This is a genomic window from Candidatus Omnitrophota bacterium, from assembly GCA_041653595.1.
GTDB lineage: Bacteria > Omnitrophota > Gorgyraeia > Pluralincolimonadales > Pluralincolimonadaceae > Pluralincolimonas.
In genome coordinates this window covers 1-23,825 of sequence record JBAZFB010000019.1, presented here as the reverse complement: position 1 = coordinate 23,825, position 23,825 = coordinate 1, and the positions used below count along the sequence as shown (strand labels likewise).

25 protein-coding genes and 1 rRNA gene are annotated in these 23,825 nt (G+C 53.7%); 25 read left to right on the top strand and 1 reads right to left on the bottom strand.

What is annotated here, in order from left to right:
- From rrf to recJ, 19 genes are all read left to right on the top strand, one after another.
- Positions 1–115 (top strand): 5S ribosomal RNA (rrf, locus tag WC317_06945); the annotation flags it as partial.
- A 91-nt stretch (positions 116–206) separates the two neighbouring features.
- Positions 207–683, top strand: a complete 477-nt coding sequence (locus WC317_06940) for a GspH/FimT family pseudopilin (protein MFA5339863.1) — start codon at positions 207–209, stop codon at positions 681–683.
- On the top strand, positions 680–1,063 hold the full coding sequence (locus tag WC317_06935) for a prepilin-type N-terminal cleavage/methylation domain-containing protein (protein ID MFA5339862.1): 384 nt from the start codon (positions 680–682) through the stop codon (positions 1,061–1,063). Before WC317_06940 ends, WC317_06935 begins: the two co-directional genes overlap by 4 nt.
- Positions 1,044–1,730, top strand: coding sequence for a type II secretion system protein (locus tag WC317_06930; GenBank protein ID MFA5339861.1), 687 nt, complete (start codon positions 1,044–1,046; stop codon positions 1,728–1,730). Before WC317_06935 ends, WC317_06930 begins: the two co-directional genes overlap by 20 nt.
- A gap of 166 nt (positions 1,731–1,896) precedes the next feature.
- Positions 1,897–4,836 carry a PA14 domain-containing protein gene (locus tag WC317_06925; GenBank protein MFA5339860.1) on the top strand — a complete coding sequence of 980 codons (2,940 nt, stop codon included), beginning with the start codon at positions 1,897–1,899 and terminating at the stop codon, positions 4,834–4,836.
- Positions 4,833–5,804 carry a hypothetical protein gene (locus WC317_06920; GenBank protein MFA5339859.1) on the top strand — a complete coding sequence of 324 codons (972 nt, stop codon included), beginning with the start codon at positions 4,833–4,835 and terminating at the stop codon, positions 5,802–5,804. The genes WC317_06925 and WC317_06920 overlap by 4 nt, the downstream gene beginning before the upstream one ends.
- A 57-nt stretch (positions 5,805–5,861) precedes the next feature.
- A complete protein-coding gene (gene fusA / locus WC317_06915) occupies positions 5,862–7,913 on the top strand; it encodes an elongation factor G (protein ID MFA5339858.1) in 2,052 nt (683 codons plus the stop codon).
- 104 nt (positions 7,914–8,017) lie between these two features.
- Positions 8,018–8,770, top strand: a complete 753-nt coding sequence (locus tag WC317_06910; GenBank protein MFA5339857.1) for a YebC/PmpR family DNA-binding transcriptional regulator — start codon at positions 8,018–8,020, stop codon at positions 8,768–8,770.
- A 32-nt stretch (positions 8,771–8,802) separates the two neighbouring features.
- Positions 8,803–9,300, top strand: a complete 498-nt coding sequence (gene ruvC, locus WC317_06905; GenBank protein MFA5339856.1) for a crossover junction endodeoxyribonuclease RuvC — start codon at positions 8,803–8,805, stop codon at positions 9,298–9,300.
- Entirely contained in the window at positions 9,297–9,929 is a 633-nt protein-coding gene (ruvA, locus tag WC317_06900; GenBank protein ID MFA5339855.1) for a Holliday junction branch migration protein RuvA, read from the top strand. Before ruvC ends, ruvA begins: the two co-directional genes overlap by 4 nt.
- Positions 9,926–10,978 carry a Holliday junction branch migration DNA helicase RuvB gene (gene ruvB / locus WC317_06895; GenBank protein MFA5339854.1) on the top strand — a complete coding sequence of 351 codons (1,053 nt, stop codon included), beginning with the start codon at positions 9,926–9,928 and terminating at the stop codon, positions 10,976–10,978. Before ruvA ends, ruvB begins: the two co-directional genes overlap by 4 nt.
- Before the next feature lie 6 nt (positions 10,979–10,984).
- Positions 10,985–12,154 (top strand): SpoIID/LytB domain-containing protein, encoded by a 1,170-nt coding sequence (locus WC317_06890; GenBank protein MFA5339853.1) that lies wholly within the window; start codon positions 10,985–10,987, stop codon positions 12,152–12,154.
- Positions 12,151–13,194, top strand: coding sequence for a tRNA preQ1(34) S-adenosylmethionine ribosyltransferase-isomerase QueA (gene queA, locus WC317_06885; GenBank protein MFA5339852.1), 1,044 nt, complete (start codon positions 12,151–12,153; stop codon positions 13,192–13,194). The genes WC317_06890 and queA overlap by 4 nt, the downstream gene beginning before the upstream one ends.
- Positions 13,191–14,345: a tRNA guanosine(34) transglycosylase Tgt gene (tgt, locus tag WC317_06880; protein ID MFA5339851.1), complete on the top strand. Its 1,155-nt coding sequence runs from the start codon at positions 13,191–13,193 to the stop codon at positions 14,343–14,345. The genes queA and tgt overlap by 4 nt, the downstream gene beginning before the upstream one ends.
- Before the next feature lie 3 nt (positions 14,346–14,348).
- Positions 14,349–14,642: a preprotein translocase subunit YajC gene (gene yajC / locus WC317_06875; protein ID MFA5339850.1), complete on the top strand. Its 294-nt coding sequence runs from the start codon at positions 14,349–14,351 to the stop codon at positions 14,640–14,642.
- Positions 14,639–14,875, top strand: coding sequence for a hypothetical protein (locus WC317_06870; GenBank protein MFA5339849.1), 237 nt, complete (start codon positions 14,639–14,641; stop codon positions 14,873–14,875). The genes yajC and WC317_06870 overlap by 4 nt, the downstream gene beginning before the upstream one ends.
- Complete coding sequence (gene secD, locus WC317_06865; protein MFA5339848.1) at positions 14,824–16,884, top strand: protein translocase subunit SecD; 2,061 nt, start codon at positions 14,824–14,826, stop codon at positions 16,882–16,884. Before WC317_06870 ends, secD begins: the two co-directional genes overlap by 52 nt.
- Positions 16,874–17,740 (top strand): cation diffusion facilitator family transporter, encoded by an 867-nt coding sequence (locus WC317_06860; protein ID MFA5339847.1) that lies wholly within the window; start codon positions 16,874–16,876, stop codon positions 17,738–17,740. Before secD ends, WC317_06860 begins: the two co-directional genes overlap by 11 nt.
- Positions 17,741–17,759: 19 nt before the next feature.
- The gene (gene recJ / locus WC317_06855) at positions 17,760–19,424 is read left to right on the top strand and encodes a single-stranded-DNA-specific exonuclease RecJ (GenBank protein MFA5339846.1); all 1,665 of its coding nucleotides are present in this window, start codon (positions 17,760–17,762) and stop codon (positions 19,422–19,424) included.
- Between the two features lie 42 nt (positions 19,425–19,466).
- Here the strand turns inward: recJ and rpmB are convergent, their stop codons facing one another.
- Positions 19,467–19,694, bottom strand: coding sequence for a 50S ribosomal protein L28 (gene rpmB, locus WC317_06850; protein ID MFA5339845.1), 228 nt, complete (start codon positions 19,692–19,694; stop codon positions 19,467–19,469).
- Between the two features lie 33 nt (positions 19,695–19,727).
- Here rpmB and recG point away from each other — a divergent pair, with 33 nt between their 5' ends.
- The 6 genes from recG to WC317_06820 form a co-directional block, all read left to right on the top strand.
- Positions 19,728–21,827, top strand: a complete 2,100-nt coding sequence (gene recG / locus WC317_06845) for an ATP-dependent DNA helicase RecG (protein ID MFA5339844.1) — start codon at positions 19,728–19,730, stop codon at positions 21,825–21,827.
- 1 nt (position 21,828) lies between these two features.
- Complete coding sequence (gene rsmD, locus WC317_06840; GenBank protein MFA5339843.1) at positions 21,829–22,449, top strand: 16S rRNA (guanine(966)-N(2))-methyltransferase RsmD; 621 nt, start codon at positions 21,829–21,831, stop codon at positions 22,447–22,449.
- Entirely contained in the window at positions 22,449–22,928 is a 480-nt protein-coding gene (coaD, locus tag WC317_06835) for a pantetheine-phosphate adenylyltransferase (GenBank protein MFA5339842.1), read from the top strand. The genes rsmD and coaD overlap by 1 nt, the downstream gene beginning before the upstream one ends.
- Positions 22,925–23,371 (top strand): YceD family protein, encoded by a 447-nt coding sequence (locus WC317_06830; GenBank protein ID MFA5339841.1) that lies wholly within the window; start codon positions 22,925–22,927, stop codon positions 23,369–23,371. Before coaD ends, WC317_06830 begins: the two co-directional genes overlap by 4 nt.
- 15 nt (positions 23,372–23,386) lie before the next feature.
- A complete protein-coding gene (gene rpmF / locus WC317_06825; GenBank protein ID MFA5339840.1) occupies positions 23,387–23,584 on the top strand; it encodes a 50S ribosomal protein L32 in 198 nt (65 codons plus the stop codon).
- The coding region (locus tag WC317_06820; GenBank protein ID MFA5339839.1) for a phosphate acyltransferase at positions 23,581–23,825 on the top strand (245 nt) is incomplete at its 3' end. The genes rpmF and WC317_06820, both read left to right, overlap by 4 nt.

Genomic DNA, 23,825 nt, shown 5'->3' with positions numbered 1-23,825 from the left:
TGGTGGTTATGCCGAGAGGGTCACACCCGTTCCCATTCCGAATACGGAAGTTAAGCCCCTCAGGGCCGATGGTACTTAGCTGGCAACGGCTCGGGAGAGTAGGACGCTGCCGGGATAAATAGCCCCCGCATTTCACTATGCGGGGGTTTTATTTTGCGCGCTATCCGCCTTGACACAAAGTCAATATATGGTATAATTCTTTTACGATGAAGATCTTACGTTATGGGCAAAGAAGGGCAGCCGGTTATACGCTTATCGAGATGACGATCGTCCTGTTCATTATCCTGGCCTTCCTCGCGATGAGCGTGCCTTTTTTCGCGAATTTCTCATCGTCTACCGGCCTCAGGACCTCGGAGAGGGAGATCGGCACGATCCTCAGGACGGCGAGAAGTTACGCCATTTCGCGGAACAGCAATTTTAACGCGGTATTCGATACGAGCGTTACGCCTAATACGTACCGCATTACGGATTCCGGAGGCACAACAGTCGAAAGCACAAAACTATATCAGTTGCCGGCGGGCATAAATTTCACCGCTACGGTCACGGTCACATTCACCCCGAACGGCGGGCTTATAAGCGGAAGCGCCAATCCGACAACGGTGACGGTCGCGGAAACAAAAGACGCTACAAAAAACAGAGTGATATCCGTAGATAGCACGACAGGGGCGGTTACAATGCCATGATAAAATTCATTTCTAATGCAAAGGGTTTTACTTTAATAGAGATAGTCATCTCTCTCGGCATCCTGATGATAGGGATACTCGCGGTCCTGGCGCTATTCCCGGTCGGTTTCGATTCGGCGAGCCGGTCCGCCGACCTGACTAAAGCCACGATATTCGCGCAGGATAAGATGGAGGAGATAAAGAGGGTGGGCTACGGGGCAACAGGCGTCTTGCCGACAAGCGGCGCTTTTTCCGATCCGAGGTTCAACTATGCGGTCACGGTCTCTACATCCGGGTTGCCGGCAAATTGCCAACAGGTCACGTTAACCGTATCATGGAATTATAAACAGAGAACCCTTAATGAGAATTTCGTCACAATTATTGCGTCGCTCGGCCCGTAGAAAGGGCCTCACCTTAATAGAGATACTGGTCGTATCGGTCATATTCTCTATAATCGCGACCTCGCTATTTATAGTCTTCAAGGCCGGCCTGGATTCATGGCGCAGGACCCAGGGCCATCTTGACGTCTTCCAGAACGCGCGCGCCTCCCTGGATATGATGACGAGGGACCTTTCGGCCGCATATTTGAATTCCGGCAACCCGGATGTCACGTTCCGCGGTTTTGCTTCCGGCTCCGGAAGCACATGGGTAACCCCGAGCGGGGGGAGCGAAGTCTTTTTTGTCGCCGCGCTTAACCCTACGCAGAACGACGCTACCGCCACGTTCGAGTTGTGCCAGGTCGGATACTGGCTCAACAGCACTACCCATGAGCTTACAAGGTATTATTACTTCCAGACCGGAGCGCCGGACTATGACTTCAGCGCGCACCAGGCTGATGTCCCCAGCAAGAACCACAAGATCGCCGATAATGTCGTTGCTTCTGCTACACAGCCGGCATTCTCCATGACTTTTTTCGATTCCGCAGGTACTCAAACGACTACGTGGGATTCAAGGGCCGGCGGCGCCCAGGCAGGGCAAAAGCCGTCTAAGGTCCAGATAATTTTAACTATCCAGGAGCCGAATTCCACAAAGACCCAAACCTTCTCAACCGGCGTTTATATTCCGTAGCAGAGGGCTGTTTATTAAGCAATAAATTCATTCCAAAAAGCAAAAAAGTACCATTGACAAGGCCGTTTTTATGGTCTAAACTTATATAGAAACCGATCCCTTTGGCATGTTAACTGTGTATAGGATAGGCTGAGGGGATTAAAAAAGTGGAGAATTTCGAAACGTGATGAAACATTGGACAGGGAAAAATAGGCGGGGCATAGCGTTGCTGTTGACGATAGGCGTTTTGGGCCTGATATCGCTTATCGGGATAAGCTTTGCCCTGAACATGCTCCTTACGCGCAAGGAAGCGGCCAATTTCCTAAATTCCGAAAGGGCGCGTTATATAGCTGAGGCGGGCATAAAGAGAGCGGTGATGGATATTCGCGCCCAGGTAACCTCTGCCTCCTATGCCAACCTCAAGACTTATGTGGCAGGCTATGCCGCTTCTAGCGGAACGAACGTCCCTCTTGGCGAAGGGACCTATACCCTTGCCATCACGTCCGAGGAAGATAAGGTAAATCTCAATACATTCGACGAAACGGACGCCAGTCAGATCGATATCCTTAAGACATTCCTTACAAACCAGCAGGTCGCGAACATAATAGATTACAGGGATACGGATTCGACAAACACGGCAATAAACGGCATATCGGGCAATATCGAGGGAACCGCGCAGTGCAAGAACAAACCTTTCGATTCGATGAATGAGATAAGGGCCGCGACGGGAATAGACCAGGACGTTTTCAACATCAATAAGGACAAGATCACGCTTTATAAGCCTATAATGAGAGGCGGTCTTCTCGGGAGGTATTACGGGGGGGCATCCGGGCCGGGGATATCAGGGGTCTCGCCGGACGTCACCATAGATAAGGCGGGATTTGCCAAGAAGGTCGTCGAACTCGGGCCTGTCTACCAAACTCCCAATGACACCCAGCTTCCCGGCACGGACGGATATGAGTCCACTCCTTCCGATGTGGGCTGGTCTGAGACGCACGACGCCGAGTTCGCCGGCGGAGGCTCCATCGCCACTATCGTGAATTTCGGAGTCGACAGGTTCGGCGTCATATGGGACGGTTATATCGAGATAATGCCGGACGAGACCGGGACACCCATCACTTTTCGGGTGATGGTCGACGACGGCGCCAAACTTTTTTTGGATGACAATACGGCCAATGTCCTCCAGGGGACGAGCTGGCAGGACCAGGGCACGACCGAATACAGCGGGGATTATACGTTCCAGGCGGCGGGCTGGCATAAGATCCGGATCGAATATTATGATAACACCTACGGGAATACGGTGATGTTAAAGTGGAAAGGCGCCAGCTGGGCGGGCGCATCTGTCGTCCCGGCCGAGAGGCTCGGCTATGACCCCCTGATGAAGACGGGCCTTACATACAACCACGCGGGGATATACACCATAACTTCCACGGCTTCTGTTCTCGCGAGCGGCCTGACGGCGGCGACCAGGCAGGTGACCGCGACGGTGGAGGTCTTCGGCACATGGACGCAGACGACAAAAGAGGAGTATTGCGCCGCCTGGTTCAACCAGCAGGGTAATTTCCGCGACGGCGAGGTCTTTAACGTGAACTGGCTCGACAGCTGCCCGACCGAGGGCGATTACTGGGATGCCGGCGCCTCAAAGATGCGCTGGGAAGAGGCCGGGACTTATACCAAAACCCTTGATTCGGTGAAACTCGGCTATTGGGACAATTTCGACGAGGACCCGGCTTTTTCCACCGCCATGATGAAGGGGTATCAATGGAATCGCGCGTGGTGGAACATCCCGGACGTGACCTTAAATATGAGTTTTCAGGATATCAGGGATAACGACGGGGACGGCGACAACGAAATTTACATCGAATGCAATACCCACGAGGCGAAGCATTTTGAGCTGAGCAGGTATTACTTTAAGCCCAATACCCAAAGCGTGTTCGTGAGGGGTTATCTTAAAGCACCGGCCCCGTCTAGCCGGATAGCCTGGAGGGGTTCAGCCACATTATATACAGGCCCCTACGTCGATGGCCATCCCCCGATAAATCCGTCTTATGCGCCCGCCGGCGGCAAATGGATCTATTTTGACGACAAAAACAGCGACGGCGTAATGAATGTTTATACGTATGATGTAAACGGAAATCCGGTAATGGAACCGCAACTTTTCCCCGCATATGACGCCAATAACGGCAACGCCCCCGTATACATAGAGAGTCCGGAATCTAAGAGCGGCGAGGCCCTTAACAACATTCCCGCGCCGGGCAGCTTCCAATATTGGCAGCCGGAAGGGACCGGCTGCGGTTGCTGGCTTTTCGCCAAAGGTTCCGCTGATGACCCTCAGGGATGGGCGAATTGCCTGCTACCCAATGGTTACAAAACATTATTAACTGATGCGCACGGAACAGATCAGGTATTGACCGAACCCAGGCCTCTATGGCCGGACGGGGACACTTGCGAGATACGGCTCTATCAGGGCGCCTTCTTCCATCCGCAATTTAATTATACCACAGAGAGCGCAATGGCGATGATAGGATGGGACAACGGAGCGAGTTCGGCCCAGTATGCCTCCTGGGTAAATGGCATCCAGAGGAATAACGTGGCGAATTGGGCGGCCGGTTACCCGTCAAATCCTATATTTAAATTTGTGGCAAACAACCAATATCTGGGCGCGGACTGGGTCGACCTTGATAGGGGACAACATATTATAGGCCTTAATGGCACCTGGCCTTATGCCGGCGCCGTCACGACGATGCAGACACATTGGGACGATATTCGCTGCATACCGGAGAGCGGGTATCTTATCTCTACGCCGTTTTACAGCGGGGGATCGATAAGATGGGGGACGGTTTCCTGGTCGGCCCAGACGCCGTCCGGTAACACCGCCGCAGTTTCTTTCAGGACGGCCACTTCCTATAATAATATCCCGTCGTCAGATTCGGGCTGGACCGCCGCTGCCAGTAACGGCGCGGCCATAGGCGGGACCAATTCCTGGATACAATACAAGATCGCATTAGCCAAATCGGATATTAGTAAGGACCAGTATACAACGAGCTCGCAGACCCCGGTCTTTGAAGACCTGACGTGCACCTATTTGCCTACGGCGCGTATTAAATATTGGAGGGAAGGGTCATGAAGAAGGCATTCATATTGTTGACAATCGCGATAGTTATTTTTATGCCGGTTTCGTCACGTGCCGATACAATAACTCTCCAGAACGGCAGGACGCTTAACGGGCAGATAATAGGCCAGCCCGATGATTATATAGAGATAAAGCTGGGCTCCGGAAAGATGAAGCTGAGCAGGAAAGATATCAAATCTTTTGAGATAAAAGAACCGGCTGAGGGTTATTCCAAGGCCGACTCCAAAGAGACGGCGAAAGCGCCGGCAACGCTTTCGAACATAAGTTTAAAAGCCGAATACGCAAAGAGCAAGATAAGGATCACGGGTAAGGCCGACCTGCCGCGCGGGACAAAGCTTACGCTCAATTTTAAGAGACAGGACAAGGTCCTCATAACGAAAAATATTACCGTCCGGAGCGGCGATTTTTTCACCCTTATCGAGCCCTTCGAAAGACAGCTTTCGCCGGGTAAATACGCCATCGAAGCGAGAGCGGAAGCGGATAATAAGGAGATAGCCGCGGGGTCATGCGACCTGGTCATTGGTTCCGCTTCACAGGTATCCGAAAAGGAGAAGAGCGATAAGCAGCGCCTCACCGAAACCGCGGACAGGGTCCAATCGCTTTACAGCGATTTGAATACGGCCTACGAAGCGAACAAAAAGAATTTCGACAAGAAGAAATGGGATGAATGGTCCGCCTCATGGCTCCGGATGACTAACGACCAGATGCGGATGTTCACGGATTACTCGAGCGGCAACGTCAAGACGTTATACCCCAAGGTGCACGGCAGCCTGGAAGTATCCTTCCGCCAGCTCGTTCTCCTTAATACGGCCTATTCGATGGAATTTGCCGCGCAGAAGAAACCCGGCGAAGCAGGACAGGGGCCAACCTCGATGATGCTCAATCCGCAATTTCTCAAGAATTCGATCGATTCCACTTTGGCCGACGCGCGGAAAGAGATCAGCCTGACCGTTACAAGGTAAGAGGCCGTTTTTTCCGCTTGACAAGGATTTCCGCCTACGTTATATTGACTAATACTTATGGATAGATACCCCGCACAGAACGTCCGTAACGTAATTTTCGTCTCGCATTCCGGTTCGGGGAAGACTTCACTGATCGAGGCGCTCCTCTTTAACGCCAAGATGACCACCCGGCTCGGAAAGGTAGCGGAAGGCAACACCCACTCCGACTACAATGCCGACGAGATAGAACGAAAGATCTCCATCACCTCGAAATTCCTACACCTCATCTGGAAGAACACAAGGGTCCATATCCTCGATACGCCGGGGTACGCCGATTTCGTCGGCGACGTGATAGCGCCATTGCGCGCGGCCGACGCGGCCGTGCTTTTGATCGAGGCGGTCCACGGCATAGAGGTCGGGACCGAACGCGTATGGCAATTCCTGGAGGAGAGGAACCTTCCGCGCGCGATATTCATAAATAAACTCGATAAAGAGAACGCCAATTTTGAGAATACCCTCAACTCGATACGCGACAGGTTCGGGAAACAGTGCGTCGCGCTCCAGCTTCCCGTAGGGGAGGAGCTTTCGCTTAAAGGCGTAGAGGGCGTCCTGCCGAAGGACGGCAGATATAAGGAAGAGTTGCTCGACGCGGTCGTCGAGACCGACGACACGCTTACCGAGGAATTCCTGGAAGGCAAAGAGATCTCCCGGGAGGAGATGGCCAAGGCGCTCAAGTCGGCGTGTATCTCGGGAAAGATCATCCCGGTCTTTTGCGGCTCGGCAGTCCAGAATATCGGGGTGACAGAACTCCTGGACGCGATCGTCGACCTTTTCCCGTCGCCGGCAGACAGGCCGCCGGTCGAGGGCATAAACCCGAAGACGAAAGAACCGGCCAAGAGAAATCCCGTCGATACCGAACCCTTCTCGGCATTCATATTCAAGGATATATTCGATCCTTACGTGGGCCACCTTACGCTCTTCAGGGTATTCTCAGGGACGATAGAATCGAACACCGGATTCTATAATTCTTCGAGGGACCTCAAGGAGCGTATAGGGCAGATCTATGTCCTGCAGGGTAAGGAGCAGGTGCCCATACAGAAGGCCGGCGCCGGGGATATAGCCGCAGTCGCCAAACTCAAGGATTCACATAATAACGATTCCCTTTGCGACGAGAGGAACCCCATCGCCTTCCCGGCAACGTCATTCCCGGAACCGTGCATATCTGATTCCGTAAAACCCAAGACGCGCCAGGATGAGGAGAAGATAATGGGCGCATTGACGCGCCTCGCCTCGGAAGACCCGACGTTCAGGATAACCCGCAACGAGCAGACGCACGAGCTCGTAATATCGGGAATGGGCGACCTCCACCTGGATGTAATGCTCGACAGGATGAAGAAGCGTTTCGGCGTAGATGTAGAGGTCGGCGTTCCCAAAGTCCCCTATAAAGAGACGATAAAAAAGGCCGTCAAGATACAGGGCAAATTCAAGAGGCAGTCCGGCGGCCGCGGGCAATACGGCGACTGCTGGCTGGAGCTCCAGCCGTTGCCGCACGGACAGCAATTCGAGTTCGTGGACAAAGTCGTCGGCGGAGCGATCCCGAGGCAATTTATCCCGTCCGTAGAGAAGGGCGTAAGGGAAGCGATGACCAAGGGCTTCCTCGCCGGATACCCTGTCGTCGATATCAGGGTGACCGTATACGACGGTTCGTTCCACGAGGTCGATTCGTCGGATATGGCTTTCCAGATAGCCGGTTCGATGGCCTTCAAGAGCGGCCAGGAACAGGCGAGCCCAGTCCTTTTGGAGCCGATAATGGGCGTAGAGATAATCGTCCCTAATGATTACCTCGGGCAGATAACCGGCGATATTAACTCCCGCCGCGGGAGGATAATGGGCATTGAGGGGAGAGGGAAACAGGAGTATGTCAAAGCCAATATACCCATGGCCGAGATGTTCAAATACGCGACCGAACTGCGTTCCATGACAGGCGGCCGCGGCTCATATTCGATGAAGTTCGACCACTACGAGGAAGTTCCCGCCAAGATCACAAATCTGATAGTTGCCAACACCAAGAAGGCGGCCGAAGAAGCGGCAGGCGGCCACGCCAACCACGGCCACGAGCACCACAAATAGCGCAGTTCCCGCCCAAAAATCCTTTACATTTTAGCCCCCAAAATGGTATAATTTTGTATTCAAATTCCACGAAAAATTAATCTAAATCGGAGGTATTTCCTGAGATGTCCGGACATTCAAAATGGAAGACACAAAAGAACAAAAAAGCCGCCGCTGATGCCGTAAAAGGCAGGGCCTTTACCAAAGCGACCAAAGAGATCACCGTCGCCGCGAAGGACGGGGGCGGCGACCCGGATGTGAATCCGAGGCTCCGCTTTGCCCTGGCAAAGGCCAGAGAAGTGAACATGCCCAAGGACAACATAGAAAAGGCGATAAAGAAGGGGACCGGAGAGCTTCCCGGCGTCGTCTATGAGACGATATATTACGAGATCTACGGGCCTGGCGGCGTGGCTATAATGGTCGAAGCCCTGACCGACAACAAGAACAGGGCCTCGGCAGAAATAAAGAATATCCTATCGCGCAAGGGCGGCAATATGGCCGGCCCGGGCGCTGTCGCGCGCTTTTTCCATAAGAAGGGGCTGATCGTCATCGAAAAGACGAAGATCGAAGAAGACAAGCTTATGGATATAGCCCTCAACGCGGGCGCCGAAGACATGAAGACCGAAGATACGGTCTATGAAATAACGACAGCCCCCCATGATTTCGAGAAGGTCAAGAAGGCGCTCGATGACAACAAGATCGAATGCCAGCTGGCCGAGGTGACCAGTCTCCCGACGATGACGGTAAAGGTCACAGGCACCCCGGCGAAACAGGTCCTTGCGCTAGTCGAGGCGCTGGAGGATTACGAAGACGTCCAGAACGTATACGCGAATTTTGACATCCCCGACGAGATACTGGAACAGGCAAAGCAGGAATGACAAATCCCGTTAGAAATCGGATTTCTAACGGGGTGAAAATACTGGGTATCGACCCAGGTTTATGCATTACCGGTTACGGCCTGATAGAGGCCGGGCCGAAGGGAATAAAGCTCATTGAAGCGGGTGTCGTGAGGACCTCGGCGAAAGAAAAAGTAGAGGCGAGGATAGAGAAGATATACAAGGCGATAAAAGGCCTCGTCAGGGAGTCGAAGCCGGACGTGCTGGTCCTCGAGCAGTTATATTCACATTACAGGCACCCCGTAACCTCCATACTTATGGGCCACGCCCGCGGCGCGATATGCCTCCTGGCAAAAGAGACCGGGACGGAACTCGTCGGATATTCGGCGACGCGCGTCAAAAAGGCGGTCACAGGCGCCGGCCACGCGAGCAAATACCAGATGCAGCGCATGATACAAAACCTTTTCAATATGAAGTCGGCCCCGAACCCGCCTGATATCTCTGACGCGCTGGCGCTCGCGGTCGCTCACGCACACATCTCCCGGATGGACGGGATAACGGGGTCAAGATGATATCTCATATCCGAGGCAAGATCGCCAAACGCAAGAGCTCATCCCTCATCATCGACGTCGACGGCGGCATCTCTTACGAAGTATTGATCCCGGGCTGCGTGATGAAGTCGATCGACGGACACATATCCCCGGACGGCTCCATCAAACTGATAACATACCATTACCACCATACCGACCCCGCGCGCAGCATACCCGTCCTCATAGGTTTCTTAAACGAGATAGAGAAGGAATTTTTTGAGAAGTTCATCACCGTCTCCGGCATCGGGCCCAAGGCGGCGGTCAGGGCATTGAACGCCTCTATACCTCAGATAGTAAAAGCGATAGCCGACGGTGACCTCGCCGCGCTCAAATCCCTGCCGGGCATCGGGGAACAACGCGCAAAAGAGATAGTCGCCAAACTCCAAAATAAGCTCGGGAAGTTCGGGCTGATACAGGAATACGGCGTCGAGATAACGGTCACGAAGGAACCGGATTTCGTGGAAGAGGCGACCGAGATCCTGCTGCAATTGCAGTATAAGAAGCCGGAAGCCAAAGAGATGATACAGAAGGCCCTCGAGCGTTCGCCGGGAATCAAGACCGCGGAAGACCTGCTGAATGAAGTCTATAAACATAAGAAACATTCCAAATGAGCGAAGAGAAGAAAGATAAAGAAGGGCAGTTGCGCGAAAAACTCGTCTTCAGCCAGGAGACAGAGGAAGATATAATATTAAACCTTTCCCTGCGCCCCGCGAAGGTCACGGAGTTCGTAGGGCAGAAGGCGGTCGTTGATAACCTGCTCATTGCCGTGTCGGCCGCGAAGAAGAGGAAAGAGCCGCTCGAGCACATCCTGTTTTCGGGCCCTCCGGGCCTCGGCAAGACGACGCTGGCCCATATAATAGCCGGCGAGATGGGGACGAAGATAACCGCCACGTCCGGGCCGGCTATCGCGAAGGCCGGCGACCTGATCGGCATCCTTACAAATCTCGGCGAAGGAGATATCCTTTTCATAGACGAGATCCACCGCCTCTCGAAGATCGTGGAGGAGTTCCTCTATCCGGCGATGGAGAATTACCAGATTGATTTCGTCATCGACAAAGGCCCTTACGCCAAGACGATAAAATTCAATTTAAAACCGTTCACGCTTATCGGCGCGACGACGCGCTCCGGGCTATTGAGCGCCCCGATGCGCGGCAGGTTCGGTATGCTCTACAGCCTAGATTTTTACGCCGCCGAGGAGTTGGTGCAGATAATCAAGCGCTCCGCGAAGATACTCAAGATAGACCTGGATAAGGATTCTGCCTCAGAGATCGCGCGCCGGGCCCGCGGCACACCGCGCATAGCCAACAGGCTCCTGCGCAGGGTAAGGGATTACGCCGAGGTGAAGAACGCGGGGAAGGTAGACAAAGAGATCGTGGACAAAGCGCTGGCGATGCTCGGCATCGACGCGATGGGCCTCGACGCCCTCGACAGGAAAGTGATGAAAGCTATCATAGATACGTATAGCGGCGGGCCGGTAGGGATAGAATCCCTTGCTGCGACATTGAATGAAGAGGCGGATACCATTTCTGACGTAGTCGAGCCGTTTTTGTTAAAGATAGGATTTCTGAAACGCACGCCCCGCGGAAGAGAAGCCGCGAAGTCCGCATACGAGCATTTTAAAGTCCCCTCCAAAAAAGAATCCCAGAAGGAGTTGTTTTAACCGGTCATGCGAACCCGCCTCTGTTTCTTGACGATCTTCGCGGCAATATCGGTAATTACCGCTCCTGCGGTCCACTGCATACAGGAGTTCACCGCCGCGCGAGATCCGGTCCGCGTCCGCGTCGCGGTCGCGAAGGGCGCCGATTCGATAAGAATCTTCATAGCCGGGAATTTCAGGATATTAGACCATCTTTCCAACAGCGTCCTCCTCGAGGAGAAGTACCTGCCGGAGACCGGCCTGACAGCGACCGACGCGGGGTTCGGGTTTGACGGGAAGGAGATCAGCGCCAACGCTATCTCGGTGGAACCCGTAGGCGGCTCGCGTGTCTATATAAACGGGCGCATATTCAGGGGCAAAATAAGGATATTTAAGGACGGAAGGAAATTGACCGTCGTAAATACGGTCGACCTGGAAGAATACCTTTACGGCGTCATGCGCAACGAGGTCTCGACGTGGTGGCCGATGGAGGCGCTCAAGGCCCAGGCGATAGCGGCAAGGACCTACGCGTTGAGCCAGATAAAAGAATCGAAGGCGAAAGATTATGATGTCACGGCTGATGTGAGTTCCCAGGTCTACGGCGGTATCTTTTCCGAGAAATGGCGGACCAACAAGGCCGTGGACGAGACGAGGGACCAGGTCCTGACGTATAACGGGGTTATATTCCCGGCTTTTTTCCACGCCACATGCGGCGGCAGCACATTCGACGCCGCTTACCTTTGGAACATCGACCTTCCTCCGCTGAAGGGGGTAAAGTGCAGGTGGTGCAGGAAATCGCCGCACTTCTACTGGGAGAAATGGATGTCGGTAAAAGAGGCGGAGGAGAAACTCGCGGCCGCCGGCTATCCCGTCGGTGACATAATCGGATTTGAAGCCGTGAAAAGAGATACGTTCTCAGCCCGGATATTGGAATTAAAGGTCAAGGGTGACAAAGGGGAGGCGATCCTCCTTGCGAAGGATTTCAGGCGGATGATCGGGGCCGATATCGTAAGGAGCACGAATTTCAAGGTCACGGTGATAGGGGAATATGTGGCCTTCGAAGGACTGGGGTGGGGGCACGGGGTAGGCCTTTGCCAGTGGGGCGCATATTACATGTCCCGCGCCGGCAAGAAGGCGGACGAGATACTGGGATTTTATTATCCCGGCTCAAAGATAACCGATCTTAAGGACGCGAAATGAGACTGAGTGAATTCGATTATAAACTTCCGGAAGAGCTTATCGCGCAATATCCGGCGCAGGCGCGCGACGCCTCACGGCTTATGGTAGTCCATAAAATATCAAAGAAGATAGAACACAGGAACTTCCGCGACATCATCGATTATATCGGGCCCCAGGATTGCCTCGTAGTAAACGACACGAAGGTCATAAAGGCGAGGCTTCCGGCGAAGAGGGCGGATACGGGCGCGAAGGCCGAGATAACGCTCATAGAAAAGATGAGCGAGAGGCTCTACAAGTGCCTGATAAATACTTCCACAAAGATAAAAGTCGGCACGAGTTTCACGTTCGGCGCAGGCGAACTCACCGGCGTCATCCGCGGCGAAAGTGAAGGGATAAGGCTTATCGAATTCAGCATAAACGGCTCGGATTTCGGGGCTATACTGGATAAGATAGGCATAGTTCCCCTCCCGCCTTATATAAAGCGTCCGCCGGAGAAATCCGACGAGGAGAGGTACCAGACCGTCTATGCCAGGACACCGGGAGCGGTCGCGGCACCCACCGCCGGTCTGCATTTCAGCGATGAGGTATTAAAAAATATCAAGGCGAAGGGAGCATCGGTCGAATCGCTGACCCTGCATGTCGGGTACGGGACGTTCAAACCGGTTTCGGTAGACGAGGTCTCCAGGCATAAGTTAGAGCCCGAGGTATTTGAATTGAAGGAAGAGGCCGCGCTGAGGCTGAACGATGTGAAAGAGAAGGGCGGTAAGATATTCACGGTCGGGACAACGACCTGCAGGGTGCTGGAGAACCAGGCGCAGCTCGTCAAGGGCTCGAAGAACCGGGTCGAGAAGGGCAAAGGATGGACCAATCTTTTCATATATCCGCCGTATAATTTTAAATTTGTCGACGCGCTGGTGACGAATTTCCACCTGCCGAAGACGACGCTTCTGATGCTCGTCGCGGCTTTCTGCGGCAGGGAAGTCCTGTTCCAAGCCTACGAGGAGGCCGTGAAAGAGAAGTACCGGTTTTACAGTTACGGCGACTCGATGTTGATAATATGAAGATAGAAATAATCGCGAAAGACAAAGAGACGAAAGCCCGTGCGGGGAAGATAAAGACATCGCACGGAGAGTTTGATACCCCGGCGTTCATGCCGGTGGGGACGCAGGCGACGGTAAAGACGCTCTCGAACGACGAGCTCGACGCTTGCGGAGTTCAGATACTCCTGTCGAACGCGTACCACCTCTACCTGCGTCCCGGCGAAGAGATAATAAAGAACGCGGGCGGCCTCCATAAATTCATGAATTGGCAGAAGCCGATACTGACCGACTCGGGCGGGTTCCAGGTCTTCAGTCTCGCGGTGCTGAGGAAAGTGAGCGATGAGGGCGTGGAGTTCCAGTCGCACATAGACGGCTCGAAGCATATGCTTACGCCGGAGAAGATGTTGGAGTTCCAGACTTGCCTCGGAAGTGATATAATGATGGTGCTTGACGAGTGCGTCCATTATCCATGCGAATACGAGATGGCGAAACGCGCCGCCGTAAGGACGCTCGAGTGGGCTAGGCGCTCCAGGGAGCGGTTTGAAAAGGATTTCGATCCCAAGCCCAATAAGAAGCAGGCCGTCTTCGGTATAGTGCAGGGCGCCTCTTATAAGGACCTGAGGGAAGATTGCGCGAAGATGCTGGTCAAGATGGATTTTGACGGTTACGCCTTGGGCGGACTCGCGGTAGGCGAGCCCCGGGAGATCACCAACGAGATGACGCAATTCACGGCGGCGCTGCTGCCGGAGGATAAGCCGCGTTATCTTATGGGTGTCGGCGAGCCGCAGGACCTCTTCGACGCGGTATCCGCCGGAATCGACATGTTCGACTGCGTCGTCCCGACCAGGAACGGCAGGAACGGCACCGCTTTTACCTCGAACGGGCGTTTCTCCGTGAGGACGGCGGTGAACGCGAAGGAGCTGGGCCCGATAGAAGAGCGGTGCGGCTGCTACGCGTGCAGGAACCATACAAGGAGTTATATCAGGCATCTCTTCAACACCGACGAGATCCTCGGGTTGAAACTGGTATCGTTGCATAACATATATTTTTACCAAAGCCTCATGAAGAAGATGAGGCAGGCGATAAGGGACGGAAAGTTCGCGAAATTCAGGGCTGATTTCATGGAGAAGTACGAAGCCGTCGGAATAACGGCAAAACAAAAGAAAGGGTAAACAATGGAACAGCAAGGCGCAAACGCGATAGCAAGTTTTTTACCACTGATCCTCATATTTGTGGTATTTTATTTTCTGCTCATAAGACCCCAGCAGAAACAGAAGAAAGACCACGCGGAGATGGTAAAGAACCTCGCCAAGAACGATGAGGTCGTCACAAGCGGCGGGATACACGGCACAATAGTCAACGTAAAGGAGACATCCGTGGTCCTCCGGGTTGACGATAGCGCGAAGATAGAAGTTGATAAATACGCGATAGCTTATACGACAAAGAAGAGGACAGGAGAGGAGAAATGAACAGAGGGCTTCCCTGGAAAGCGGGATTAATATTCGCTTTAATAGCGGCTTCATTTTGGCTCATCTATCCGCCTTTTGACGTCAAGGATAAAGACGGGAAGGTGATACAGGAAGGCAAGATAAAGCTCGGCCTTGACTTAAAGGGCGGGATGCACCTTTTGCTTAAAGTCGATACAGCCACCTGCCGGAGAACGCGCGTGAAGACGCCGGCGACAGGGCGATCGAGGTCATAAGGAACAGGATAGACCAGTTCGGCGTAAGGGAGCCGTCTATCCAGAGGCAGGGAAAGGACGAGATAGTGGTCCAGCTTCCCGGCGTCACCGACCGCGAGCGCGCCCTGAGCATAATCGGGCGGACTGCGCTGCTTGAATTCAAGCTGGTTTCAGATGACGCGGAAAAGATGAAGCAGGCGTTGACCGGCAATGTCCCCGAAGGCTATGAGCTAAAGACTTCCCTCGACGATGAGGGCAAGCTGCTGCTGGAAAAGCAGGCTGTCATGACCGGCGAGGGGCTCTCGAATGCCGCGATACATTTCGACCAGAGCAAATTCAACGAGCCGACGGTCAATATTACGTTTAATTCGGAAGGCGCGAAAAAATTCGCGAGGATAACAAGCGAGAATGTCGGCAGGAGGCTGGCAATAGTTCTTGACGGCAAAGTGCAGTCTGCCCCGGTCATAAGGGAGGCGATACCTTCGGGCGAGGCCGTGATAAGCGGAAGGTTCACGGTCGAGAACGCCAGGGACCTCTCATTGGTATTGAGGACCGGCGCGCTGCCCGCTCCCATGTATATCGAGGAGGAGAGGACGGTCGGCCCCTTGCTGGGGCAGGATTCGATAAATAAAGGCATAAAGGCTAGCCTGATAGGCGGAGCGCTTATCCTGATATTCATGGCCGGTTATTATCTCATATCCGGCCTCATCGCCGACATCGCCCTAAGCCTTAACCTGTTGTTCACCCTCGGATGCCTCGGGTTCCTGCCTTATGTGTTCCCCGGCATATCCGCCACGTTGACCCTTCCCGGTATCGCGGGTATAGCCCTTTCGCTCGGCATGGCAGTCGACGCGAACGTGCTTATCAATGAGAGGATAAGAGAGGAATTGCAGGCCGGAAAGGCGCTGCGGCAGGCGGTCAGCATGGGTTATGACAAGGCATTCAGCGCCATATTCGACTCGAACCTTACGACGCTGATCGCGGCTCTATTCCTCTTCCAGTTCGGGACAGGCCCGATCAGGGGTTTCGCTGTGACCCTGACCATCGGTCTCCTGGCGAGCATGTTCACGGCGATCTTCGTTACGCGCGTCATAATGGAATCACTCATAAATGCAGGCCTGGTAAAATCCCTGCCGATGTTAAAGCTTATCAAGGAGACGAAGATCGATTTTATAGGCAAGAGGAAGATATTTTATGCCATCTCTATCATCGTGATAGGCGTAGGTCTCTTCTCATTTTTCTCGAAACAAGATAAGGCGTACGGAATAGATTTCTCCGGCGGCCAGCTCCAGGAGTATATGTTCAAGTCCGCCCCGGATATCGAAGGCGTCAGGAAGACGCTGAAAGAGCTTAACCTCGAGGATGCCTCGATCCAGCAGTTCAAGGATAACCCGAGGGTCATACTCATAAGGACCGCAGCCGACAAGAGCACGGACCTTACGAACAAGCTGAAGAGCGCTTTCCCGGACCAGGATATACAGATGCTCAAGATAGAGCATGTCGGCCCGGTCGCGGGAAAACATCTCAAGACGAAGGCCGTATACGCGATCATATGGTCGCTGATCGGCATATTGATATATGTCGCTTTCAGGTTCAAGCATTTTAATTTCGCGGCAGCGGGCGTCATCGCCCTCATACATGACGTCTTGGTGGCGCTGGGCTTCCTGGCGTTGACGAACAGGGCGATAGACCTGCTGAGCGTCACGGCTTTCCTTACCATCGCCGGTTATTCGATAAATGACACCATCGTCATCTATGACAGGGTAAGGGAAAATATACGGCTCAACAGGAAGATGAGCCTGTATGACGTGATAAACCTGAGCGTCAACCAGACGCTGGGAAGGACGCTCTTGACCTCGGGGGTAACTCTCCTCGTGGTATTGGCGATCTTCCTTTACGGCGGCGAGGTCCTGAGCAATTTCGCGTTCGCGCTGCTGGTAGGTTTTGTTTCCGGCGTATATTCGACCGTCTATATCGCCAGCCCGCTTGTGCTGGCATTCCAGCCGAGGAAGAAAGCAATTGGGAAATAATAGGTATATACAGATAAGAAATATCCTTATCTGGATACTCGTACTTAACTGGGGAGTGGCCGCGGCCAAGATCATATACGGCCTCCTGACGCAATCCCTGGCCATGACCTCGGACGGTTTCCATTCGCTCTCGGACGGGTCATCGAATATAATCGGCCTGATCGGGATAGCGGTGGCGTCGCGGCCCAGGGATATCGGACATCCTTACGGCCACGGCAAGTATGAGACCCTCGCCTCGATGGCCATCGCGGTGGCGCTCTTCTTTATAGCCTTCAAGCTCATAACCGCATCCCTGCACAGGCTGGTTCACCAGGAGCTTATCAACCCCACGGCGAATTGGGGCAGCTTCGTCGTGATGGGCGTGACCCTGGCAGTCAATATCGGCGTGATGAGATATGAATATAGAAGAGGAAAGCAGCTGGGCAGCGATTTCCTAGTGGCTGATGCCATGCACACGGGTTCGGACATCTTTACTTCCATCACGGTCGTGATCAGCCTGGTCAGCGTCAGGATGGGGCTTCCCATCATAGACGTCATCGCAGGCATAATAATATCGCTGTTGATCGCGTATATCGGGGTCAGGATACTCATGGAGAGCTCAAAGGTCCTTACCGATTACGCGGTCATCGAAGTGCAGAATATATGCGACGCGCTATCCGATATAAAGGAGATAGTCGGCTGCCACCGCATAAGGACGCGCGGCCGCTCCGATGATATCCATGTCGACCTCCACGTGACGGTGGATAAGAACATGCCTGTCGGGAAGGCCCACGACCTGTCTACCACCATCGAGAAGCGCATTCGCGAAAAATTCCCCGGCGTCACGGATGTGATAGTCCATATAGAGCCCGCCTGATATGCAAAAGGCATGGGAGATGGAATCGTTAGACGACAGCGCCGGCGCCGGCCTTGCCGAGGCGCTGGGTATATCGCCTGTCCTCGCCCGCCTGCTTATAAAAAGAAGCGTAAATAACCCGCAGGAAGCCCGCAGTTTCCTCTCGTGCGGCCTCTCATCGCTCCACGACCCTTTCCTTTTCAAGGACATGGAGAAAGCGGCCGCGCGGATAAGATCCGCCGTAGAAAATAAGGAGCGCATCCTCGTTTACGGCGATTACGACGTCGACGGCCTGACAGCCACGGCGCTGTTGTATGCGACGCTGAAAAGATACGGCGCCCACGTACACAATTATATCCCTGACCGCGTAAAGGAGGGGTACGGCCTTAATCTTGAAGCGCTTGAGACCGCGCGTAAGGACGGCGTGAAACTTGTCATCGCGGTCGACTGCGGGATCACTGCTGCCGAAGAGGTAGATTTCTTAAATAAGCATCACATAGACTCCATAATCATCGATCACCACCAGCCCGTAAAAGGCAACCTGCCTGAGGCATTAGCGATACTGGACCCGTTCGCGCCGGGTTGCGGCTATCCCTATAAACATCTCGCCAGCGTCGGCCTTGTATATAAATTAACGCAAGCATTAGGTTGGAGCAGTGAAGAAGACCTCGACTTGGTGGCGCTCGGTACGATATCCGATGTCGCCCCGCTTACCGGTGAGAACAGGATACTGGTAAAACACGGCCTCAAGTACCTGGCGAAGACGCAGAGGGCGGGCTTAAGGGCGCTCATGGAAGTAGCCGGGATAGGGAAGAAGAAGGAATTTTATACCGAGACTGTGGGATTCATCCTGGGGCCGCGGTTGAACGCCTCGGGCAGGATGAATTCGTCGATGCATTCGCTGAAATTGCTCCTGACAGACGATAAAGAAGAGGCGAAAAAACTCGCCGAGGAGCTCGATAAGAGCAACCGCGAGCGGCAGGCGATGGAGGCGGCGATACTTAAAGAGGCGGTCTCGAAGGTCGAGCGCGAAGTGAATTTCAAGGAGCACAGGGTCATAGTCCTGCACGGAGATAAATGGCATCCCGGCGTGATAGGCATAGTCGCCTCGCGCATAGTCGAGAAATTCTACAGGCCGACGATACTGGTCGCGTTCAACGAAAATACAGGGAAGGGGTCCGGGCGTTCGATAAGGAACTTCCACCTCTTCGACGCGCTTACGAAATGCAAGGAGCACCTGATCGAGTTCGGCGGGCACGAGCACGCGGCCGGCATAACCATTTCCAAGGAAAATATAGACGCCTTCCGCGACAGCTTGAACGCCGTTGCGCACGAGGTCCTACAGCCCCTGGACCTGGTCCCTCGACTCGAGATAGACGCATGGATATCGCTTAAGGATATCACCAGGAAATTCCTCAAAGAATTGGAGCTGCTTGAGCCGTTCGGGGTAGGCAACCGCAAACCCGTCTTCGCGGTGAAGGGGCTGTCGCTTAAAGCGAAGCCGAAGATACTAAACTATAATACGCTCAAGATATGGGTGACGGACGGGGAACTGACTTACGAGGCGGTCGGTTTCAAGAAAGCCCTTGATTATAAACTCGATTCCGCCTCGCTGGTCTTCGATCTCGCTTTTACGCCTTCGATAAATGTATGGCAGGGGCAGGAATCGATACAACTGCAGCTTAAGGACCTGAAGTTTAATTAAGGTCCCAAGGGACCTGAAGTTTAATTAAGCCCCTTGCGGGGGCTATGCCTTAACTATTTTACCCGACCTGATGCAAGCAGTGCAGACTTTGAGGGTCTTGATGACGCCTTTCAGATTTACCTTTATCCTTTGTAGATTAGGGGCGAAACGCCTTATGCTTCTGCCCGTTATCTTCTGGCCGACACCGCCGTCCTTCTTGGCCATACCGCGGCGTTTGATGGCCTTACCCGCCATCTTGCCTTTGCCGCATATATCGCATACCTTTGACATGACTTCCTCCTTGAAGTATTATTTAGGGGTATAATGATAACACAAGCGGACAAAAACATCAACACCAAAAATCAGCCTTTAAATGAGATCCCGGTGCGGTATGTGAAGGGCGTCGGGCCGGCGAGGGCCGAGATACTCGCGCGCCTCGATATAGGGACCGTCGAGGACCTGCTCTACCATTTTCCGCGCCGCTATGAGGACCGCAGCCGTTTTAATACGATAAATAAGGTCAAAATAGGAGAGTATTCCACGATAAGGGGCGAGGTCCTGACCGCGGGTTTGCGCCGGGGAAAGGGGTTGGCGTTATTTAAGATGGCGGTGGGCGACGATACCGGGGTCATCTACGCGGTCTGGTTCAACCAGCCATATATGCAGAAGATGTTCAAATCCGGCGACAAGGTGGTCCTTTACGGCAAGGTCGAGAGGTACAAGGATATACAGATAACGAACCCCGAGTTCGAGATAATAAAAGACGACGGCGAAGAGATGATACACACAGGGAGGATTGTCCCGATATACCCACTGACGGAGGGGATAAGCCAGAGGGGGATGCGCTCGGTCATCAAGAACCTGCTCGACAGGTATCTCGACGAGGTGGAGGAGTTTCTTCCCGCCGGGATAAGGGCGAGGAATGGCCTGCCGGAATTGAAAGAGGCGCTCTTCAACATCCATTTTCCGAAAAGCGAGGCCCTTCGCAAAACCGCGTATGAGCGCATCGTCTTCGATGAATTTTTCGCCCTGCAGGCCGCGCTCGCGCAGAGGAAGGCCAGGATAAAGGGGTCGGATGACGGAGTCGCGCATAAGGTCGGGGGGGAACTTCTGGAATCTTTCAAAGAGGTGATCCCGTTCAATCTGACCGGCGCCCAGATGAAAGCTATAGCCGACATCGAGAAGGATATGGCCAGCACGAAGCCGATGAATCGCCTGCTAGAGGGCGACGTCGGCTCCGGAAAGACGATAGTCGCGGCGTATGCGCTCGTCCTGACCGTATCGAATGGCTATCAGGGAGTGCTTATGGCGCCGACCGAGATACTCGCCCAGCAGCATTTCATGAACCTCAACAAATTGCTCAGCCCGCTCGGCATAAATATCATCATACTTACGAACAGCGTCGTAGATGAGGCGCGCGACGAGGCGAAACGCCTCATAGAAGAGGGCCGGGCGAACATAGTGATAGGTACCCACGCCCTCATCCAGGAAGGTGTAAAATTCAAGGACCTGGGCCTGGCCGCGATAGACGAACAGCATAAGTTCGGCGTCGACCAGCGGGTCCAGTTGAAGCAAAAAGGTTTTAACCCCGACATGCTTTTCATGACCGCCACGCCGATACCGCGGACGCTCGCGATGACATTATACGGCGACCTCGATCTCTCCATACTCGACGAAATGCCTAAGGGGCGCATACCTCCCAAGGCCTATTGGGTCGGGGAGCAGAGGCGCGAGGGGATATATAAATTTATCGCCCAGGAAGTCGCTGCCGGAAGCCAGGCGTTCATAGTCTATCCGTTGATAGAAAAGGGCAAGAAAGAAGACCTTAAGGCCGCGGCCGATATGTATGAAAAATTCAAAAAAGAGGTCTTCCCGCAATTTAAGGTCGGCTTGGTCCACGGCAGGCTCGATAGCGAGAAGAAAGAACGCGTGATGGCTGATTTCAAATCCGGCAAGGCGCAGATCCTCGTATCGACGACGGTCATAGAGGTCGGCATCGATAACCCCAATGTCTCGGTGATGCTAGTCGAGAATCCCGAGAGGTTCGGGTTGAGCCAGCTCCACCAATTGCGGGGGAGGATAGGAAGAGGCAACCAGCGCTCTTATTGCATTTTACTCTCCGATACCGAATCTGAAGAGGCGAAGAAGCGGCTCAAAGCCCTTATCGGCACGACCAGCGGATTTAATATCGCGGAAGAGGATTTACAACTGCGCGGGCCGGGCCAGTTCTTCGGGACAAGACAGCACGGGCTTCCGGAATTGCGCTACGCCAACCTTGTTGCGAACGTAAAACAGCTTGAGGCAGCGCGCAAGGAGGCGTTCGACCTCGTGAGAGGCGATCCCGAGCTTAAGGCGCCCGGGCACAGGCAGATCAGGGATATCATCAGGCGTAAGTTCTCCGGGAAGACGGAGCTCAAGGCGTGATATGCGTATAACAAGCGGCATCTTCAGGAGCAGGATGATCAAGGCGCCGGGCGGCATAAGGCCCACCCTTGATAACGTCCGCAAGGCCATTTTCGATATTCTGGGAGAGGCGGTGGAGGGAGCGAAGGCGCTAGACCTTTTTGCCGGTTCCGGGGCCATTGGCCTGGAGGCCTTGAGCCGCGGCGCTGCCTCCTGCATATTTGCGGACAACAACCGCGCCTCAATAAAGGCGATAAAAGAGAACATAGAGGCCCTCGTCCCGCACTTTCATGAAGGTGCGGGGCTTGTCCCACACTTTCGAGAAAGTGTGGGGCTTCTCCCGGGCGGGGCGGGGCAGACCGGGGTCATTTGCGCGGATTTCCAGGCGGCCGTCCGGAGGCTTTACGGGGAACGCGCCAAATTCGACATTATCTTCATGGATCCGCCCTACTATAAGGAGATCGCCAAAAAAACCTTGTCATTACTGGCCGATTGTGATATATTATCCGAAACTGGCGTAGCGGTTATAGAGCATTCCAAGCATGACCTGTTACCCGATTCAAGCGGGGGTCTGAGGCTCTTTCGTACCGCAAGGTACGGCGACACGCTGGTTTCTTTTTACTGTAAGGGCCAAACCAAATAATGAAGAGAAAAGCGGTCTACCCGGGGACTTTTGACCCCGTAACTTACGGCCACATAGACCTTATAAAGAGAGCGCTCAAGATCTTTGATACCGTTATAATCGCGGTCGCGCACAACGCGGAAAAAGAACCCCTCTTCAGCGTGGATGAGCGGATAGCGATGCTCAAGAAGGCGACCAGGGGCATGAGGGGCGTTGTCATCGAGGATTTCGGCGGCCTGGCCGTCGATTACGTAAGGGGCAAGGGCTCAAGGGTCATGATCCGGGGCATGAGGATGCTGTCGGATTTCGAATACGAGTTCCAGATGGCCTTGACCAACAGGAAACTGGCACAGGATATCGAGACGATATTCATGATGCCCTCCGAATCCTATTCTTACCTTTCGTCAAAACTTATAAAGGAAGCGTTCGCGCTCGGGGCCGACGTAAAGAGCTTTGTCCCGCCTTTCGTCGCCAAGGCGCTGGCGCAAAAATCAAGATGAAGATAAAGATAAACGACATCCCGAATGAAGGGCTCGCTATCGAGGAAAAGCAAAACGCCTCGGAATTGGACCTGGCGCGGGACGACCTGAAATTCGTCACGCCGGTATCCCTTTCCGTTTTTATAGGCAGGGATAAGGACGAGGCATACGTGCATGTCTCCGCGAGCGGCAGGATCGAGGCGGTATGCAGCCGCTGCCTTTCTTCCTACACCGTAGATTTCAAAAAGGATTTCGATTTCAGTTATGACTTAAAGGGAAAGACGACCCTGGACCTCACCGACGATATACGCTCGGAGATAATACTTGAATACCCTGTCAAGCCGTTATGCAAGGACGGCTGCAAGGGACTATGCCAGGCCTGCGGCAAGAACTTGAACGAGGGCAGCTGCGGCCACAAGACAGACGTGCAGAGATGGAACCGGATAGAGAAAAGCGGCAACTAAAGAAGGAGTAAATAAATGGCACTACCAAAAAGAAAACATTCCAAAATGAGGCGCGATAAATCGCGCACGCACCAGGTGCTGGTTACCCCCGAGGTCACTAAATGCCCGCAGTGTTTCGCGCCCGTAAGACCGCATCAGATATGCCCGAGCTGCGGATACTATAAGGGGCGCAAGGTCATCAACATCAAGACTAAGGAAGTGAAGAAGAAATGAGGATAGCCGTTGACGGTATGGGAGGGGATTACGCGCCTAAGGTGGTAGTAGAGGGCGCGATCCTTGCCGCTACAGAATACGGTTTTGAGGTCGTGATAGTCGGAGACAAGGCAAGGATAGACGAGGAGCTTTCGAAGGCCGGCTCAGTCCCGACCGGAGTCACGGTACACCATGCCTCCGAAGTGATCGGGATGGACGAGCCCGGCGCGACAAGCGCACGCAACAAAAAAGACTCTTCGAT

Coding starts and splice junctions, on each gene's coding strand:
- WC317_06940 (MFA5339863.1), top strand. CDS start 207: ATGAAGATCTTACGTTATGGGCAAAGAAGGGCAGCCGGTTATACGCTT.
- WC317_06935 (MFA5339862.1), top strand. CDS start 680: ATGATAAAATTCATTTCTAATGCAAAGGGTTTTACTTTAATAGAGATA.
- WC317_06925 (MFA5339860.1), top strand. CDS start 1,897: ATGAAACATTGGACAGGGAAAAATAGGCGGGGCATAGCGTTGCTGTTG.
- WC317_06920 (MFA5339859.1), top strand. CDS start 4,833: ATGAAGAAGGCATTCATATTGTTGACAATCGCGATAGTTATTTTTATG.
- fusA (MFA5339858.1), top strand. CDS start 5,862: ATGGATAGATACCCCGCACAGAACGTCCGTAACGTAATTTTCGTCTCG.
- WC317_06910 (MFA5339857.1), top strand. CDS start 8,018: ATGTCCGGACATTCAAAATGGAAGACACAAAAGAACAAAAAAGCCGCC.
- ruvA (MFA5339855.1), top strand. CDS start 9,297: ATGATATCTCATATCCGAGGCAAGATCGCCAAACGCAAGAGCTCATCC.
- ruvB (MFA5339854.1), top strand. CDS start 9,926: ATGAGCGAAGAGAAGAAAGATAAAGAAGGGCAGTTGCGCGAAAAACTC.
- WC317_06890 (MFA5339853.1), top strand. CDS start 10,985: ATGCGAACCCGCCTCTGTTTCTTGACGATCTTCGCGGCAATATCGGTA.
- queA (MFA5339852.1), top strand. CDS start 12,151: ATGAGACTGAGTGAATTCGATTATAAACTTCCGGAAGAGCTTATCGCG.
- tgt (MFA5339851.1), top strand. CDS start 13,191: ATGAAGATAGAAATAATCGCGAAAGACAAAGAGACGAAAGCCCGTGCG.
- yajC (MFA5339850.1), top strand. CDS start 14,349: ATGGAACAGCAAGGCGCAAACGCGATAGCAAGTTTTTTACCACTGATC.
- WC317_06870 (MFA5339849.1), top strand. CDS start 14,639: ATGAACAGAGGGCTTCCCTGGAAAGCGGGATTAATATTCGCTTTAATA.
- recJ (MFA5339846.1), top strand. CDS start 17,760: ATGGAATCGTTAGACGACAGCGCCGGCGCCGGCCTTGCCGAGGCGCTG.
- rpmB (MFA5339845.1), bottom strand. CDS start 19,694: ATGTCAAAGGTATGCGATATATGCGGCAAAGGCAAGATGGCGGGTAAG.
- recG (MFA5339844.1), top strand. CDS start 19,728: ATGATAACACAAGCGGACAAAAACATCAACACCAAAAATCAGCCTTTA.
- rsmD (MFA5339843.1), top strand. CDS start 21,829: ATGCGTATAACAAGCGGCATCTTCAGGAGCAGGATGATCAAGGCGCCG.
- coaD (MFA5339842.1), top strand. CDS start 22,449: ATGAAGAGAAAAGCGGTCTACCCGGGGACTTTTGACCCCGTAACTTAC.
- WC317_06830 (MFA5339841.1), top strand. CDS start 22,925: ATGAAGATAAAGATAAACGACATCCCGAATGAAGGGCTCGCTATCGAG.
- rpmF (MFA5339840.1), top strand. CDS start 23,387: ATGGCACTACCAAAAAGAAAACATTCCAAAATGAGGCGCGATAAATCG.